The 17371-nt window shown below is 66.7% G+C and carries 12 protein-coding genes; 5 read left to right on the forward strand and 7 right to left on the reverse strand.

The window, feature by feature from the left end; genetic code table 11:
* Positions 1–354 precede the first annotated feature (354 nt).
* The 5 genes from ACVOKU_RS07180 to lpdA all read left to right on the forward strand — a co-directional run bounded on the left by ACVOKU_RS07180 (position 355) and on the right by lpdA (position 8439).
* Positions 355–1764 (forward strand): ribosomal protein uL16 3-hydroxylase, encoded by a 1410-nt coding sequence (locus ACVOKU_RS07180; protein ID WP_481559507.1) that lies wholly within the window; start codon positions 355–357, stop codon positions 1762–1764.
* Between the two features lie 3 nt (positions 1765–1767).
* Complete coding sequence (locus ACVOKU_RS07185; RefSeq protein WP_481559508.1) at positions 1768–2670, forward strand: GNAT family N-acetyltransferase; 903 nt, start codon at positions 1768–1770, stop codon at positions 2668–2670.
* A gap of 186 nt (positions 2671–2856) precedes the next feature.
* A complete protein-coding gene (locus ACVOKU_RS07190; protein WP_053515372.1) occupies positions 2857–5688 on the forward strand; it encodes a 2-oxoglutarate dehydrogenase E1 component in 2832 nt (943 codons plus the stop codon).
* Between the two features lie 43 nt (positions 5689–5731).
* A complete protein-coding gene (gene sucB, locus ACVOKU_RS07195; protein WP_065175459.1) occupies positions 5732–6937 on the forward strand; it encodes a dihydrolipoyllysine-residue succinyltransferase in 1206 nt (401 codons plus the stop codon).
* A 65-nt stretch (positions 6938–7002) separates the two neighbouring features.
* Complete coding sequence (lpdA, locus tag ACVOKU_RS07200; protein ID WP_053515369.1) at positions 7003–8439, forward strand: dihydrolipoyl dehydrogenase; 1437 nt, start codon at positions 7003–7005, stop codon at positions 8437–8439.
* An 87-nt stretch (positions 8440–8526) separates the two neighbouring features.
* On the opposite strand, the gene ACVOKU_RS07205 is transcribed toward lpdA, so the two are convergent.
* From ACVOKU_RS07205 to asnB, 7 genes are all read right to left on the reverse strand, one after another.
* Entirely contained in the window at positions 8527–8784 is a 258-nt protein-coding gene (locus tag ACVOKU_RS07205; RefSeq protein WP_481559509.1) for a hypothetical protein, read from the reverse strand.
* A complete protein-coding gene (locus ACVOKU_RS07210; RefSeq protein ID WP_053515365.1) occupies positions 8784–9002 on the reverse strand; it encodes a hypothetical protein in 219 nt (72 codons plus the stop codon). The genes ACVOKU_RS07205 and ACVOKU_RS07210 overlap by 1 nt, the downstream gene beginning before the upstream one ends.
* Before the next feature lie 118 nt (positions 9003–9120).
* Positions 9121–10710, reverse strand: a complete 1590-nt coding sequence (locus ACVOKU_RS07215) for an alkaline phosphatase D family protein (RefSeq protein ID WP_481559510.1) — start codon at positions 10708–10710, stop codon at positions 9121–9123.
* Positions 10710–12953: a TonB-dependent receptor family protein gene (locus tag ACVOKU_RS07220; protein WP_481559511.1), complete on the reverse strand. Its 2244-nt coding sequence runs from the start codon at positions 12951–12953 to the stop codon at positions 10710–10712. Before ACVOKU_RS07220 ends, ACVOKU_RS07215 begins: the two co-directional genes overlap by 1 nt.
* Before the next feature lie 219 nt (positions 12954–13172).
* The gene (locus ACVOKU_RS07225; protein WP_053515359.1) at positions 13173–14597 is read right to left on the reverse strand and encodes a replicative DNA helicase; all 1425 of its coding nucleotides are present in this window, start codon (positions 14595–14597) and stop codon (positions 13173–13175) included.
* A gap of 212 nt (positions 14598–14809) precedes the next feature.
* Positions 14810–15364 carry an NADPH-dependent FMN reductase gene (locus ACVOKU_RS07230; RefSeq protein ID WP_481559512.1) on the reverse strand — a complete coding sequence of 185 codons (555 nt, stop codon included), beginning with the start codon at positions 15362–15364 and terminating at the stop codon, positions 14810–14812.
* A 65-nt stretch (positions 15365–15429) separates the two neighbouring features.
* Entirely contained in the window at positions 15430–17370 is a 1941-nt protein-coding gene (asnB, locus tag ACVOKU_RS07235) for an asparagine synthase (glutamine-hydrolyzing) (RefSeq protein ID WP_481559513.1), read from the reverse strand.
* Position 17371 lies beyond the last annotated feature (1 nt).

Below are 17371 nucleotides of genomic sequence, written 5' to 3' on the forward strand. Positions count from 1 at the left end.
ACGCCCCGCGCGCTCGCCGGTGTTGCTTTTTATTTTATTTTCCCATCCGGGGGCGCCCCCCGCTGTAAACTGCCCGGGGCGGGGGGGGGGGCCTGCGCGGGGGTGTCCGCCGCATGGATGCGGCGGCCAAGCTTACAGGGACGTACTTGCAGCGTCCCCCGCGCAGCCCACCCGCCCGGCCAGGCACGGCTTTTTGCCTTCACGCGACCAAGCACCCGCCACGAGGGGCTCCGCCGTTGGCCGGACACCCCGCGACAAACCACCGCACGTGCGCAATCCCAACGAACGTCGGACAATGGACGCCTTGGCGGCACGCCGCGCCGCCCTCCCGCTTCCCGCTGCAAGGATTCCCCCATGGCCGCCCGCAAGTCCTCCGCCCCGCTCATCGAAGTCACCGCCCGCCCCGGCCAGCCGCTGGGCATGTCCCCGGCCGTGTTCCTGCGCGATTTCTGGCAGAAGCGTCCGCTGCTCATCCGCAACGCCTTCGCTGATTTCCAGTCTCCGGTGCAGCCGGAAGACCTGGCCGGGCTGGCCTGCGAAGAAGGCGTGCTGGCACGCCTGATCGAGCACGACAAGCGCCAGGACGGCTGGCGCGTACGTACCGGCCCGTTCCAGGAAGACGTATTCCCCGCCCTGCCCGACCACGACTGGACCCTGCTGGTGCAGGACGTGGACAAGTGGGACCCGGACGTGCGCGCGCTGATCGAGCACTTCCGCTTCCTCCCGCGCTGGCGCATGGACGACGTCATGATCAGCTTCGCCGCCACCGGCGGCTCGGTCGGTGCCCACGTCGACCAGTACGACGTGTTCCTGCTGCAGGCCCAGGGACATCGTCGCTGGCAGATCGACGCCAGCGAGTCGATCAAGGGCCGGCGCCCGCCGCTGGGGTTCCGTGCGGACGTGGAACTGAAGCTGCTGGAGGTGTTCAAGCCCACCCACGACTGGGTGCTGGCGCCCGGCGACATGCTCTATCTGCCGCCGAACGTGCCCCACCACGGCGTCGCCGAAGACCCCTGCCTGACGTTCTCCTTCGGCATGCGCGCGCCGTCCTCGGCCGAACTCATCAGTGACTACCTGGACACCCTGATCGCCGATGCCGACGAGAACATCCGCTATCAGGACCCCGACCTGAAGCTGCCGGCCGATCCGAACGAGATCGACACGGTGGCGATGGCACGGGTGATCACCGCCCTCAACGCCATCCGCATGAACGACCCGGACAAGCTGGGCGACTGGTTCGGCCGCTTCATCACCACCTACCGCGCCGCCGGCGAAGTGATGGCCCACCAGGCCGCGCCGGAACAGGAAGAGGTGGTCGCCGCCCTGCAGTCCGGCCTTCTGCTGCAACGCCACCCCTGGGCCCGCCTGGCCTGGCGCCGGGCCAAGCGGGGCGCCAGCCTGTACGTCAGCGGCCAGGACTTCGCGCTGCCGGTGAAGGATGCGCAGCGCCTGGCCGGTGCCGAGCAGCTCGACGCGGCCGCCTATCGCGGACTGTCGGACAAGGGCCGCGCGGTGGTCCAGCAGCTGCTGGTCGGCGGCGTGTTCCAGCTGATCGACCCCAGCGAGCTGTATGGCGCCGACGACGAGGGCGAGGATGAAGGCGTGCTCGGTGAGGTGGTCGAAGGCCGCGACCAGGTGGAGGTGATCGATGACGACGCCGTGTCCGACGATGTCCACGTGGTGACCGTGCATGACGATGGCATCGAGGTCATCGTCAACTTCGAAGACGACGAAGAAGACGACAGCGACGCCGGTCGCGCCTGAGTCATGCCCTCGATCCGCGTCCATCAGGTGGGTCATGCCGATGCGCATGGCGCCATCCACGCTGTGCGCCAGCAGGTGTTCGTGCAGGAACAGGGCATTGCCAGCGAACTGGAGCGCGACGCGATGGACCCGGTCAGTGCCCATGTACTGGCGCTGGATGCCGACGGCACGCCGGTCGGCACTGGCCGCCTCACACCAGATGGCCGCGTCGGCCGCATGGCGGTGCTGGCGAGCCACCGCAGCCAGGGCATCGGCGAAGCCCTGCTCGAGGCCCTGGTCGAGGCCGGCCATGGCCTCGGCCTGGCCGAGCTGCATCTGCATGCACAGCTGCCCGCCCGCGACTTCTACGCGCGGCAGGGCTTCCTGCCTGAAGGCGAGGTCTTCGAGGAGGCCGGCCTGGAGCACCAGCAGATGCGCCGCCGGCTGGGCGGGGCCAGCGCGATCAACAGCCGCGCCGAGGCCGTGGCCGCCACCACCGCCATCCTCCACCGTGCCCGTCGCCAGGCGTGGCTGCACAGCCACCTGCTGGACCCGGGCCTGCTCGATGCCGCCCCGGTACAGGCCGCCCTGCGCCGCTTCGCCAGCGCCCGCCACGACAAGCAGCTGCGGGTGATCGTGCATGACGCGGCGGCCCTTGGTCGTGCCGGCGCGCCGCTGCTGGCGATGGCACAGCGGCTGCCCAGCGTGATCCTTTTCCGCGAGGTGGCCGATCCGGTCGACCGGGCACTGGCGTCCGCCTGCCTGATCAATGACAGGGGCGACTTCTACTTTCGTCTGATCGGCCATCGCCTCGACGGCGAGGCCGGCATCGCGCTGCCGGCACGTTCGCGGCAGTTCGAGCAGCAATTGCAGCGCGTCTGGGACCGTTCGCGCGATTGCAGCGAACTCCGCGCGCTCGGCCTCTGAGCGCGACGGTCGGGTTCAACCTGTCTGGAAGCGGCACCGGGGGACGCACGATGGCCTCCGCGATGCCCCTTCGTGTCCGGATGGGGGTACAATTTGGCTGTTTGAACGCGCCTGCGCAGGGCTATTCATCTTCCTGCCGGGTCCTTCTTAAGCCATACCCCACAAAGCGAATCAACACCCTCCATCGTGGACAATCTACTGAAGCAGTTTGCGCAATCTTCGCAACTCGCCGGCGGCAACGCCTCCTATGTCGAGGACCTGTACGAGCAGTACCTCGTCTCCCCGGACAGTGTCGATCCCAAATGGAAGACCTACTTCGACGGCTTCAAGGGCCGCGAAGCAGGTGACATTCCGCACTCGGCCGTCATTTCCCACATCGCGGACGCGGCCAAGGATGCGCTGAAGGCCGGCACCGGTGCAGGTGCGGGCGACGAGCGTGAGCGCAATGTCGGTCGTCTGATCACCGCCTACCGTTCGCGCGGCCACCTGGACGCCCGCCTGGACCCGCTGGGCCTGGCTGCGCCGGTCAATACGCCGGACCTGGGCCTGCCGTTCCACAGCCTGTCCGATGCCGACCTCAACAGCGAGTTCAGCACCGGTGGCGTCGGCGGCCAGCCGCGCATGAAGCTTCGCGATCTGCTGGCGCGCCTGAAGGCGACCTACACCGGTTCGATCGGTGCGGAGTTCATGCACATCGCCGAGGTCGAGCAGCGCCAGTGGATCTACAAGAAGCTGGAACTGGCCGGCGGCAACTACCAGTTGGACGCTGACACCCAGCGCCGCACCCTGGAGCGCCTGACCGCGGCTGAAGGCCTGGAGCGCTACCTGCACACCAAGTACGTCGGCCAGAAGCGCTTCTCGCTGGAAGGCGGCGATGCGCTGATCCCGATGATGGACACCATCATCCGCAGCGCCGGCAAGGACGGCGTCAAGGACGTGGTGATCGGCATGGCCCACCGCGGCCGCCTGAACGTGCTGGTCAACACCCTGGGCAAGAACCCGCGCAAGCTGTTCGACGAGTTCGAAGGCAAGTTCGAGCACGACGAGCATGCCTCGGCCGGCGACGTGAAGTACCACATGGGCTTCTCCGCCGACGTGGCCACCGAGGGTGGCCCGGTTCACCTGGCGCTGGCGTTCAACCCGTCGCACCTTGAAATCGCCGACCCGGTCGTGGCCGGTTCCGTGCGTTCGCGCCAGGAGCGCCGCAAGGACACCGCCCGCAAGCAGGTCATGCCGATCCTGATCCACGGCGACGCGGCCTTCTCCGGCCAGGGCGTGGTCATGGAACTGTTCCAGATGTCGCAGGCCCGCGGCTTCGCCGTCGGCGGCACCGTGCACATCGTGGTCAACAACCAGGTCGGCTTCACCACCTCCAATCCGCTGGATACGCGCTCCACGCGCTATGCCACCGACGTGGCGAAGATGATTGCCGCACCGGTGCTGCACGTGAACGGAGATGACCCGGAAGCGGTGGTGTTCGCCGCCCAGCTCGCTTTCGAGTTCCGCCAGAAGTTCGCCAAGGACGTGGTCATCGACCTGATGTGCTACCGCCGTTGGGGCCACAACGAGGCCGACGAGCCGGCGATCACCCAGCCGCTGATGTACCAGGTGATCCGCAAGCACCCGACCACCCGCGAGATGTATGCCGAGCAGCTGGAAAAGGCGGGCGTGATCGCCGCCGGCGCCGGCAAGGCGATGGTCGATGCCTACCGCGAGAAGCTGGACGCCGGTGAAGTGACCACCGAACTGGCCAAGGTCGAGAAGACCCCGCCAAGCAGCCCGCTGTTCGTTGATTGGCCGAAGCTGCTGGAAGGCAAGCTGTCCGACCCGGTCTCGACCAAGGTCGAGAAGAACAAGCTGGTCGAGCTGGCCAAGCTGATCAACACCATCCCGGACGAAGTGCAGCTGCACTCGCGCGTGGCCAAGGTCTACGACGACCGCCGCAAGATGGCCGCAGGCGAGATTCCGGGCGACTGGGGCTTTGCCGAGAACCTGGCCTACGCCACCCTGCTGGACGAAGGCCATGCACTGCGCCTGGTCGGCCAGGACGTCGGCCGCGGTACGTTCACGCACCGCCACGCGATCCTGCACGACCAGAAGACCGACAACTACTACATGCCGCTGCGGCAGCTGGTGGATTCGCCGGAGAAGGCCACCGTCATCGATTCGCTGCTGAGCGAAGAAGCGGTGATGGCCTACGAGTACGGCTTCTCCACCACCGATCCGAACACGCTGTGCATCTGGGAAGGCCAGTTCGGCGACTTCGCCAACGGCGCCCAGGTGGTGATCGATCAGTTCATCGCCGCCGGTGAAGCCAAGTGGGGCCGCATTTCCGGCCTGACCCTGCTGCTGCCGCATGGCTATGAAGGGCAAGGCCCGGAACACAGCTCGGCGCGCCTGGAGCGCTTCCTGCAGCTGTGCGCGCTGGAGAACATGCTGGTGGTCGTGCCGTCGACCCCGGCCCAGGCCTTCCACATGCTGCGTCGCCAGCTGCACATGACCACCCGCAAGCCGCTGGTGGTGATGTCGCCGAAGTCGCTGCTGCGCCACAAGCTGGCAGTGTCGACCCTGGACGAGCTGGCCAACGGCGAGTTCCAGCACCTGATCGGCGATGCCAATGCCGACGCCAAGAAGGTCAAGCGCGTGGTGCTGTGCTCGGGCAAGGTCTACTACGACCTGCTGGAAGACCAGACCAAGCGTGGCCAGGACGACGTTGCGATCATCCGCGTGGAGCAGCTGTATCCGTTCCCGCGTGCGCTGCTGGCTGCCGAACTGAAGAAGTACGGCAAGGCCACCGACGTGGTGTGGACGCAGGAAGAACCGCAGAACCAGGGCGCGTGGTACCAGATCCGCCACCACCTGCAGTTCTGCCTGGCCGAGGGCCAGAACCTGCACTACGCCGGTCGCGCACGTTCGGCGTCGCCGGCTGCCGGTCACATGGCTGACCATGTCCGCGAGCAGCAGCAGCTGATTGCCGACGCACTGGTCAACCCGTTCAACGACCAGGTCGCTGAATAACTCTCCTCCCCCTTATTTAGAAGACAAACCAGGAAGCTCCCGCATGGCCACCGAAGTCAAAGCCCCGGTACTGCCCGAATCCGTCGCCGACGGCACCATCGCCACCTGGCACAAGAAGGTGGGCGACGCCGTCAAGCGCGACGAAAACCTGCTTGACCTGGAAACCGACAAGGTCGTCCTGGAAGTGCCGTCGCCGGTCGATGGCGTGCTGAAGGAGATCAAGTTCGACGTGGGCGCCACCGTGACCTCCAGCCAGGTCGTGGCGATCATCGAGGAAGGCGCCGTGGCGGCTGCCCCGGCTCCGGCCGCTGAAGAGAAGAAGGCCGATGCCCCGGCTCCGGCCGCAGCCGCTGCTCCGGCTCCCGCCGCGGCTCCGGCCCCGGCAGCCAAGTCGGCCGCCGATGCGCTGCCGCCGGGTGCCCGCTTCACCGCCATCACCGAGGGCGTGAACCCGGCCGACGTGGACGGCACCGGCCGTCGCGGCGCGGTGACCAAGGAAGACATCGTCAACTTCGCCCGCAACGGCGGCGCCGGCAAGGCCGGTGGCGCACGTCCGGAAGAACGCGTGCCGATGACCCGCATCCGCAAGCGCATCGCCGAACGCCTGATGGAGTCCAAGAACTCCACCGCCATGCTGACCACCTTCAACGAAGTCGACCTGTCCAAGGTGTCGGCCGCGCGCAAGGAACTGCAGGACGAGTTCGTCAAGGCCCACGGCATCAAGCTGGGCTTCATGAGCTTCTTCGTGAAGGCCGCCGCCAACGCGCTGCAGCGCTTCCCGCTGGTCAACGCGTCGATCGATGGTGACGACATCATCTACCACGGCTACTCGGACATCTCCATCGCCGTGTCGACCGAGAAGGGCCTGGTGACCCCGGTGCTGCGCAACGTCGAGCGCATGTCGTTCGCCGACATCGAGAAGACCATCGCCGACTACGCCAAGAAGGCCCGTGACGGCAAGCTGAGCCTGGAAGAACTGCAGGGCGGCACCTTCACCGTGACCAACGGCGGCACCTTCGGTTCGCTGCTGTCCACGCCGATCATCAACCCGCCGCAGAGCGCCATCCTGGGCATGCACGCCATCAAGGAGCGTCCGATCGCCCAGAACGGCCAGGTCGTGATCGCGCCGATGATGTACCTGGCGCTGTCCTACGACCACCGCATCATCGACGGCAAGGACTCGGTGCAGTTCCTGGTGGACATCAAGAACCAGCTGGAAAACCCGGGCCGCATGCTGTTCGGCCTGTAAGACCTCCCGCCCCCTTCCGCGCCCGCGCGGAAGGGGGTTCCGGTAAAGCATCAAGGACTAATTCAATGGCTGAACAATTCGACGTCGTCGTCATCGGTGCGGGCCCGGCCGGTTACCACGCTGCCATCCGCGCGGCCCAGCTGGGCCTGAAGACCGCCTGCATCGACGCAGCGCTGGGCAAGGATGGCAAGCCGGCGCTGGGCGGCACCTGCCTGCGCGTGGGCTGCATCCCGTCCAAGGCGCTGCTGGATTCCTCGCGCCAGTTCTGGAACATGAGCCACATCTTTGGCGACCACGGCATCAGCTTCAAGGACGCCAAGATGGACGTCGAGGCGATGGTTGGCCGCAAGGACAAGATCGTCAAGCAGTTCACCGGCGGCATCGCCATGCTGTTCAAGGCCAACAAGGTCGCCACCTACTACGGCTTCGGTGAACTGCAGCCGGGCAACGTGGTCAAGGTGAAGCAGCACGACGGCTCGGAAGTCGAGCTGAAGGGCACCAACGTCATCATCGCCGCCGGTTCGGATTCGATCGAACTGCCGTTCGCCAAGTTCGACGGCGAGACCATCGTCGACAACGTCGGCGGCCTGGACTTCACCGAAGTGCCGAACCGCCTGGCGGTGATCGGCGCCGGCGTGATCGGCCTGGAGCTGGGCAGCGTGTGGAAGCGCCTGGGCGCTGAAGTGACCATCCTCGAGGCGCTGCCGGAGTTCCTGGCCGTCGCCGACGCCGAAGTTGCCAAGACCGCGGCCAAGGAATTCAAGAAGCAGGGCCTGGACATCCGCCTGGGCGCCAAGGTCTCCAAGACCGAGATCACCGGCAAGGGCAAGAAGAAGGAAGTCGTTGTCACCTACACCGACAGCGAAGGCGAGAAGACCCTGACCGTGGACAAGCTGCTGGTGGCCGTCGGCCGTCGCGCTGCCACCAAGGGCCTGCTGGCGGAAGGCACCGGCGTGAAGGTCAACGAGCGTGGCCAGATCGAAGTCGATGCGCATTGCCACACCGGCGTCGATGGCGTCTGGGCGGTGGGCGACTGCGTGCGCGGCCCGATGCTGGCGCACAAGGGCTTCGAGGAAGGCATCGCCGTGGCCGAACTGATCGCCGGCCTGCCGGGTCACGTCAACTTCGACACGATTCCGTGGGTCATCTACACCGAGCCGGAACTGGCCTGGGTGGGCAAGACCGAAGCACAGCTGAAGGCCGAAGGCATCCCGTACAAGGCCGGCAGCTTCCCGTTCGCCGCCAACGGCCGTGCCGTGGCAATGATCGAGCCGGCAGGTTTCGTGAAGATCCTGGCCCATGCCGAGACCGATCGCATCCTCGGCATGCACCTGGTCGGCGCCAACGTGTCCGAGCTGGTGCACGAAGGCGTGCTGACCATGGAGTTCAGCGGTTCGGCCGATGATCTGGCCCGTATCTGCCACGCCCACCCGTCGCTGTCGGAAGTGGTCCACGACGCGGCGATGGCGGTCAGCAAGCGCGCCATCCACAAGGCCAATTGATCGGCCCGGTGGCATGACAAAAAAACCCCGCCTCGGCGGGGTTTTTTTGTTTGGCCTTCTGATGTGGAGCCGAGCACGGGCCCGGCGCTACACCTTTCCAGCAGGCGGCTCCGGTGCATCGTCACAGATGCGATGCTGCACCACGGTTTCACCCACCCTCCATTCCTTCACCACCCTGCAGCGTTCCTTGGGCCTGTCAGGCTTGGCGAGCTTGGCCGCCGCAGCATCCGCTTCGTCGGCAGCGGCGGTCTGCTGGCGTTCCAGCCAGGCTGATGGCGGTGTCGCGGGCGTGGCAGGGGCCGGCGCCGCGAGCGCCAATACCAGTACCGCGATGGCCGGCGTCATCACGCAGCCACCGGACCGCGGCCGCCACCCAGCAGGCGTGCCGGCAGCATGAACAGCGCGCGCAGGAAAGCGAACAGCGCCGAGAACGTGATGCCGACCAGGCGGAACGGCAGGCTCAGCAGCCACACGAACGGCCAGGCGATCAGGGCAAGGATCGCCAACGGCCAGCACAGCACGAACAGCAGGCACCACACGCCCAGCGCGAACAGGGTCTTCATCACGGTCTCCTTGCGGCGGCCCCTTGCCGCCTGCGACCACAGTGCCGCCCTGCCCCGGAGGGAGCAAACGGTTTGCGACGAAACCCGGCAGGGCGCGATGAAACCCGGAACGCAGCCGCTATACCTGCACCGCCCCTGGGCGGCCGTGGGCGACCTGGAAACGCGCGGCGGTCCGCACCGCGGCATCGGTACGCAGCACGCTGTCGGCCAAGCGCAGTTCCGCACCCACGGCCTGCCGGTTGAGCTGCAGCTTCCACCAGCCACGGCGGTCGCCGTCGAAATAGCGGATGTGCGGATTCAGGGGAATCGACGGTCCGTAGTAAGGGCCATACGGTGTGTCGTCTCCGCCACTGCTGATGGCGGGGGCGATGAACTCGGTGGCCACCACGGGAGCATCGGCCGCATCGAAGTCCAGCTTCAGATCGTTGACGAAGGTGGAATGCCAGTCGCCTCCCAGCACGATCGCATTGCCCTGCCCGCCCGCCTGCAGCGCCTGCAGCAACCGGTTGCGCGCGGCAGGATACCCATCCCAGGCATCGTTCCAGAACCGCTCGCGCGGGGTGCCGCCGTCCAGCCGCAGCTGCGCCATCAGCAGCTGCTGCACCACCACATTCCAGCGCGTGCCCCGCGCGGCCGCCATCGACTGCGCGAACCACGCCTCCTGGCCGGGCCCGAGCATGCTCATGCGCGGGTCCAGTGCCGCCTCGCAGCGCGGCGACTCGCCCACGCCGCAGGGGTTGGCCGGACGGAACTGGCGGCAGTCGAGCAGGCTCAGCTGCGCGAGGTCGCCGTAGCGCAGGCGCCGGTGCACCCGCAGGCCACCATTGCCGGCCGGAGTACTGCGCATGGGCAGGTGCTCGTAGAAGGCGCGATAGGCAGCGGCCCGCCGGACGATGAAGTCCTCCACCGGCACGCTGTCCTTTTCAGGATGGACGCCGGAATAGTCGTTCTGCACCTCATGGTCATCCCAGATCACCGCAAAGGCGTGCGCGGCGTGCGCTGCCTGCAGGTCCGGATCGAGCTTGTACAGCGCGTACTGGTCGCGATAGCGCTGCAGACTGACGGTCTCGCCGCTGAATCGCTCCGCATCCAGTGTTCGGCCGCGTGCGTTCTGCAGTGGACTGTACTCGTACAGATAGTCGCCGGCATGCAGTACCAGGTCGACATCGCTCCGCGCGATATCACGCAGTACCGGGTAGTAGCCGCTGTTCCAGGCCTGGCAGGTGCACAGGGCCAGGCGCAGCTGCTGCAGCTGCGCGTCCGGCAGCGGCGCGGTGCGGAAGTGGCCGACCGTGCTTTCCTCATCACCGTCGCAGGCAAAACGGTAGTAATAGTCACGGCCGGGACGAAGGCCATTGATCTCCACGTGCACCGAATGCGCCAGCTCGGGCACCGCTGCGGCGACGCCGCGCTGCACCGGACGGCGCATGCCGGGATCTTCAGCCACGAACCAGCGCACCGGCACCGCCCGCGACGGCATGCCACCGCCGTTGAGCGGATCGGGGGCGAGCCGTGTCCACAGCACAGCCCCCTGCGGGTCCGGATCGCCGGCGGCGACGCCGAGGGTGAACGGATCGCGGCCCAGACGTGGCCGTGGGCCTGCCGCAGCCAGCCCCGGCATCGCCGCCAGTGCGATCGCCGCCCCCGTCCCCTGCCACGCCATGCGCAGCAGGCGACGACGGTGCTCCGGATCCATGGGCCGCTGCATCAGAAGCGCACGGTCGCCGTCGCCATCACCTGCCGCGGCGCACCCACCTGCATGGTGGCCAGGCTGCGCGTGGGATCTGCGGCATAGGTGCCGTTGGTGTTGATCGAAGACAGGTAACGCTTGTCCGCCAGGTTGGTCAGGTTCACTGCCACTGTCAGGTTCTGCGCGGGCCCCAGAGAGCCGAAATCGTAAGCCACCGAGGCGTTGACCAGCCAGTAGCTGGGAACCGACAGGTCATTGGTATAGGTCACGTAACGCTTGCCGACATGGTTGGCGGACAGGCGCATGTCCCACGGGCCCGGCGTCCAGGCCAGGGTGCTGGCGAACATCCATTCCGGCGTATCCACGGTCTTCCTGCCGCGGGTCGGTACCACCCCGTTGTTGACGTAGTCGTCGTCGTAGGTGCTGTCGTTCCACGACAGTGCGTTGGACCAGGTCACGTCCTGCACCGGCTTCAGCTGCAGGGTCGCCTCGGAACCGCGGCTGGTCACCGAACCGACGTTGGAGAACAACGCAGGACAGCCGAGGATGCCCACGCACTGGGCGATGGCAAGCAGGCGGTTGTCGAACTTCACGTCGTACACCGCGACCGACGCCTCATACCCCTGCCCGTAGCCGCGCCAGCCCAGTTCGATCGTGCGCGACTGCTCCGGCTTGAGGTTGCGCGCACTGGCATCGAAGGCCTGCTGCGGCACGTTGAACGGACTGCCCACGCCCAGCGCATAGGCGGCGATGTTCCTGGCGAACGAACCGAAGATTTCATTGCCTTCGTTGAGCTTGAAATTGAAGCCGGCCTGCGGCAGCAGTCCCTTGCTGGAGGTCAGGCTGCTGTTGTTGGCATAGCTGCCCAGCGGCGTGCGGACGCGGGTGCGGGTGTGCGGCGACTTCGCGCCGATGTCCACCGTCAGGCGGTCGTCGAACAGGCGGAAGCGGTCCTGCACATAGAACTGGCGGGTGATGGTGGTGTAGAGCTGGCGCCACACGCGCTGGTCCGGATTGCGCAGGAAGAAGTCATCGGTGATCGGGCCATCGATGTAGTAGAAGTTGCGCTGCACGCTGTGGCCGTTGTCCTCGTACCACAGGCCGGCTTCCAGCTCGTGCCCGCCGACGTTCCAGGTGAACGCGGAGGTCACGCCGGTACGGTCGATCGCGTACTCGGTGGTGCGGATCGAGATCGGAATCTCGCGCGCGGTGCCCGGATTGGAAGGATTTGACGGACTGAACCAGTGGCCCTGCCCGCGGTTGCTGTGATTGTAGACATTGACCTTCAGGCGCATCGCATCGTTGAGGCCGAAGTCGCCGGCGACGCTGGAGATATCGTCGTTGCGCAGGCCATGACCGGAGTAGTACGCATCCCAGGGGCTGTTGACGCCGCCACTGAACTGCCCGCGTGCCGCGGCCAGCGCGCGGTCCCAGTCCGGCGCGTAGTTGTCCCAGTTCCAGCCCAGGCGGTCGATCATCTCCAGCGACAGATCCTGGTAGTCCGCCTCGACCCGGCGTGATGCGTTGAACAGCGCAGTGATCCTGCTGTCCACGCCGAAGTTGTAAACGGCCTTGCCGTTGAACTGCTTGAGCTCCTGCGAGCCCTTGCCCTTCCACTTGTCGCCTTCGGAGTACACGCCGGACAGGTACGCGGCGAACCCCTGGTGCTCGCCGGTCTCCAGGCGCGCATAGCTGCGCCGCGCGTTGTCGCTGCCGAAGCCCTGCGCCAGCACCACGCCGTACTCGGTGGAAGGGTCGATCGAATAGAACTGGAACACGCCCCCCAGGTTGCTGGTGGACGGCGTCCCCAGCGCGCCGATGCCGGTGGAGACTTCCGCACCGCCCAGGTTCTCGCTGATGACCGCGCGGCTGACATGCAGGCCATTGCTGTTGCCGTAGCTCATGTTGCCCAGCGGAATGCCGTCCAGCGTGTAGCCGAGCCGGTTCTGGTTGAAGCCGCGCAGGCTGATGCTGGTCGACCACTCGTAGGCACCGGTGGCGTCACCCGACTCGAAATGCACGCCCGGCTTGCTGGCCAGCAGCTTGAGCGGATTCGCGCCCGGCGGCAGCACCTTCATGTCCTCGGCGGTGACACGCTGCACCTGGCGCGCTTCGCCGCGGCCGATCACCGAGATCGAATCGAGGGTGGTCGCCGACGGTGCATCGGAGGTGGGGGCGGTTTCAGCGGCCGCCAGCGACGGCAGCGAGGCACAGACCAGCAGAGCCAGCAGATTGCGGCGGAGCGGAGCGTGGGACGGCATGGGAGGCGGATTCCTTGGACGCGCTGGACGCCAGCGACGGGCGTCGGAAGTGGGAGGACAGCGGCGGCATGGTAGGAAGGCCCAGTTACATGTCAGTTACACGTCATGTGACCATCGCCCGGCAAGGTACGCGCCTTGCGCACGCACCAACGCAAAGAGCCGGGCACGCGCCCGGCTCCTGCAGAACAGAAGTAGATCGCCGGCCCGCGGCCGGCAGCCCTACTCGAACGAACCGACCGAATCGTGGGCCAGATTGTCGAAACGCGTGTACTCGCCGAAGAACTTCAGTTTGCACGAACCGGTCGGGCCGCCACGGTGCTTGCCGATGATGATTTCGGCCAGGCCCTTGTCCGGTGAGTTTTCCTTGTTGTAGTAGTCGTCGCGGTAGATGAACACGATCATGTCCGCGTCCTGCTCGATGGCGCCCGATTCGCGCAGGTCAGCCATCACCGGGCGCTTGTCGGTACGCGTTTCCAGCGAGCGGTTGAGCTGGGAAAGTGCGATCACCGGCACGTTCAGCTCCTTGGCCAGGCCCTTCAGCGAACGCGAGATCTCCGAGATTTCGGTCGCGCGGTTCTCGCTGTTGCCGGGCACGCTCATCAGCTGCAGGTAATCGATCACGATCAGGCCCAGGTCGTGCTCGCGCTTGAGGCGGCGGCACTTGGAGCGCAGCACTTCCGGCGATACGCCCGGCGTGTCGTCGATGAAGATCTTGGTTTCCTTCAGCATCTTGATCGCGCTGGTGACGCGGCTCCAGTCCTCGTCTTCCAGCTGGCCGGTACGCAGGCGCTGCGCGTTGATCCGGCCATTGGAGGAGATCAGTCGCATCGCCAGCTGTGATGCGGACATTTCCATCGAGAACACCGCCACGCCCTTCTTCGACTTGATCGCCGCATACTCGGCGATGTTCAGCGCGAAGGTGGTCTTGCCCATCGCCGGGCGCGCGGCCAGGATGATCAGGTCGGTCGGCTGCAGGCCGGCCGTCATCGCGTCGAAATCGTTGTAGCCGGTTGGCAGGCCGGTGATGTTGCCGCCGTTCTCGAAGCGGTTGCGCAGTTCCTCGAAGGCATCCTTCAGCGCGCCGGGCATGGCGACGAAATCCGTACGCCCGCGTGCGCCCTGCTCGGCAATGGCGAACACGCTCTTTTCCGCCGACGCCAGCAGCTCGCTGCTGTCGCGGCCTTCCGGCTGGAAACCATCGTTGACGATGTCGGTACCGACCTGGATCAGCTGCCGCAGCACCGCCTTGTCACGCACGATCTCGGCGTAGGCGGCGATGTTCGCCGCCGACGGCGTGGTGCTGGCCAGTTCGATCAGATAAGCGCCATCCCCTACCAGCTCCAGCTTGCCCTGCGATTCGAACCATTCGCCCAGCGTCACCGCATCGAAGGGTCGGTCACGCTCGGACAACTCGCGGATCGCGCGGTAGATCATCTGATGATCGCGGCGATAGAAGTCGGTCTCGGTCAGCTGGTCGTTGACCCGGTCGAACGCTTCGGGTGCCAGCATCAGGCCACCCAGCACCGCCTGCTCGGCCTCCACCGAATGCGGTGGCACCCGCAGCTGGTCGATGCGCGAATCATCGCGTTCGAAGCCATCACCGCGGTCTCTGCGGTTGGAACGGAAGCCGGGACGGGCGGACATGCGGCGGTGTTTCCTGCAAAAGTGGGCCAGACGAGTGTAGGCATGCGCCGACCCTGGCGGCCATGGACAAGCCTGTGGATAAGCCGTGGAAGAACGGGGGATATCCGCCGGAGCCTGGCCAGAATGGCGCGGAGGCGTCGCACTGCCTGCGACGGGCGCCCGTGCGACGCCCGCAGCCCGCCATTATCGCAGATCCCTTCGCCCGCAGCGGCCTACCGGCCGTGCGTGGCGATCAGCGCCAGGAACCGGTCCACATACCCCTGCAGGAATTCCCGCGTGGCGTCGTTGTGGATCGTACCGTCGGCGTCGATCAGGCCATCCTTGAAATGAATGAACGCTTCCGGCTGGCCGAGCACATGCATGTCGAGGAAGGCCAGGCTGTTGCGCAGGTGCTGCTGCGCCACCGCGGTGCCGATCTGGCCGATGGACGCACCGATCACCGCAGCCGGCTTGCCTGCGAATGCGCTGTCGCCATAGGGGCGCGAGCCGATGTCGATGGCGTTCTTCAGCACGCCCGGCACCGAACGGTTGTATTCAGGCGTCACGAACAGCACAGCGTCGGCGGCACGCACCTGCTCCTTCAGGCGGACACACGATGGCGGGTAATCGGCGTCGAAATCCTGGTCATACAGGGGAAGGTCGCGGATCTGCACGTACTGGAACCGGGCCCGGTCGCCGGCAAGCTTTTCAAGTGCATGGGCCAGCCGGCGGTTGCATGACTCCCGGCGCAGGCTTCCGACGAACACGGCGATGGTGGGAACGGACATCGGACGGACTCCTCATGGGGCGGGAAACCCATCCTATTCACCGCCCCCTTTCCAGGCAGTGAAGGTCAGCCGCTGACGCTGGCCCGGACCTGGCGCCAGTGGGCCTGCCATGCCTGGAACATCAGCACGTTCCACAGATGCGTGTGCCACTTGCGCTGACCGCCAAGGAACTGCTGCCACAGCGGCTGTACCGCGGCCGCCGACAGCACGCCTTCGCGTTCCAGCCGCGAAGGCTGCAGCAGATCGTCGGCCCACGGCCGCAGGTCGCCCTTCAGCCAGTCGCTGACAGGCGCACCGAAACCACGCTTGGGCCGGTGCACCATCGCGTGCGGGACATATCGGCCCAGCACGCGCTTGAGCAGGACCTTGCTGGTCGTTTCACTGCGCTTGAAGCCCAGCGGCAGCGACCAGGCGAACTCGGCCACCCGCCAGTCCAGCAACGGCGCACGCGCCTCCAGGCTGACCGCCATCGAAGTGCGGTCGACCTTGCACAGCAGGTCATCAGGCAGGTAGGTCACGAAATCGGCCAGCATCATCGCGTCTGCCGGCGTGCCCGCGCCGTGCAGCGGATCGGCCAGGTCATAGAAGCTGCCGGCCGGCTGCGCACCGGGCACCACCGCCGCCGGGTCACGCCAGCGCAAAATGCGGTTGCGGTACACATCGCCGATGCCGCGTGCGCCGGTTTCGGCCAGCAGCGCCGCCAGGCCTCCCGTGCGCGACGCCTCGCCCTGCTGCTGCGCGCGGGCACCCATCCAGCGCCGCAGCGGGCCAGGCACGCGACCCAGCATCTGCCAGTTGCGCAGCGCGCGCACGTAGCGGGTGTAGCCGAAGAACAGCTCATCGCCACCATCACCGGACAAAGCCACAGTCACCCCCTGCCTTGCCAGCCGGGCCACCAGCGCGGTCGGCACCTGCGAGGCATCGGCAAAAGGCTCGTCGAACATCGTCGGCAGCTGCGGCACCACCGCCAGTGCGTCGGCTCCACTGACGTAGAGTTCGGTGTGGTCGCAGCCCAGATGCGCGGCCAGTTCCCTGGCCAGCGGTGCCTCATCGTGGGTTGAATCCTGGAAGCCGATGCTGAAGCTGTGCACCGGCTGCCTGCTCTGCGCCTGCATCAGCGCCGCCACCAGCGACGAATCGGTCCCCCCGGACAGGAACACGCCGACGGGCACATCCGCGACCATGCGCAGCGCCACGGCGTCGCGAAGCAGGGCATCAAGCTGCTCCTCGGCCTCCTCGATGCGGCCCTGGAAGGGTGCGGCCAGTGCGGCCTGCATGCGCGCACGCGCGTCCCAGTACGGACGCTGCGCCTGCTCCGGCCGGTGCGCGCCGGCTCCGGCGGCAACCATCGCCGCATCCACCCGCAGCACCCGGCCGGGCATCAGCTTGTAACAGCGCTGATGGATGCTGTGCGGCGCCGGGATGTAATCCAACCGCAACAGCAGCGTCAACGCATCCCGATCGATATCGTTGTCGAACGCTGGATGCTGCCACAGTGCCTTCAGTTCGGAACCGAACACCAGCGCGTCACCGGCCCAGCCGTAGTACAGCGGCTTCTTGCCGACCCGGTCACGGGCCAGCCAGAGGCACTGCTCGCTGCGGTCCCACAGAGCGATGGCGAACATGCCGTTGCAGCGCTGCAGGGTGTCTTCCAGGCCCCACTGCAGGATCGCGGCCAGCAGCACCTCGGTATCGGAGTGGCCACGGAACGCATGGCCCAGCGGCTCCAGCTCGGCGCGCAGGGCCGCGAAGTTGTAGACCTCGCCGTTGTAGGCCATCACATAGCGGCCGTCGGACGATGCCATCGGCTGGTGGCCCAGCGGGGACAGATCGAGGATGCTCAGCCGGCGGTGCGCCAGTGCGATCCCGGCAGCGGCATCGACCCACGTGCCACCATCATCCGGCCCGCGATGGTGCAGCGCCTGGCCCATGGCCAGGGCCTGTGCCTGCAGTTCCTCGGCCGGCACCATCGGTGCCGGCAACAGCATTCCCGCCAATCCACACATG

The sequence above is a fragment of the Stenotrophomonas sp. STEN147 genome, from assembly GCF_056757995.1.

Coding starts and splice junctions, on each gene's coding strand:
- ACVOKU_RS07180 (WP_481559507.1), top strand. CDS start 355: ATGGCCGCCCGCAAGTCCTCCGCCCCGCTCATCGAAGTCACCGCCCGC.
- ACVOKU_RS07185 (WP_481559508.1), top strand. CDS start 1,768: ATGCCCTCGATCCGCGTCCATCAGGTGGGTCATGCCGATGCGCATGGC.
- sucB (WP_065175459.1), top strand. CDS start 5,732: ATGGCCACCGAAGTCAAAGCCCCGGTACTGCCCGAATCCGTCGCCGAC.
- lpdA (WP_053515369.1), top strand. CDS start 7,003: ATGGCTGAACAATTCGACGTCGTCGTCATCGGTGCGGGCCCGGCCGGT.
- ACVOKU_RS07205 (WP_481559509.1), bottom strand. CDS start 8,784: ATGACGCCGGCCATCGCGGTACTGGTATTGGCGCTCGCGGCGCCGGCC.
- ACVOKU_RS07210 (WP_053515365.1), bottom strand. CDS start 9,002: ATGAAGACCCTGTTCGCGCTGGGCGTGTGGTGCCTGCTGTTCGTGCTG.
- ACVOKU_RS07215 (WP_481559510.1), bottom strand. CDS start 10,710: ATGCAGCGGCCCATGGATCCGGAGCACCGTCGTCGCCTGCTGCGCATG.
- ACVOKU_RS07220 (WP_481559511.1), bottom strand. CDS start 12,953: ATGCCGTCCCACGCTCCGCTCCGCCGCAATCTGCTGGCTCTGCTGGTC.
- ACVOKU_RS07225 (WP_053515359.1), bottom strand. CDS start 14,597: ATGTCCGCCCGTCCCGGCTTCCGTTCCAACCGCAGAGACCGCGGTGAT.
- ACVOKU_RS07230 (WP_481559512.1), bottom strand. CDS start 15,364: ATGTCCGTTCCCACCATCGCCGTGTTCGTCGGAAGCCTGCGCCGGGAG.
- asnB (WP_481559513.1), bottom strand. CDS start 17,370: ATGTGTGGATTGGCGGGAATGCTGTTGCCGGCACCGATGGTGCCGGCC.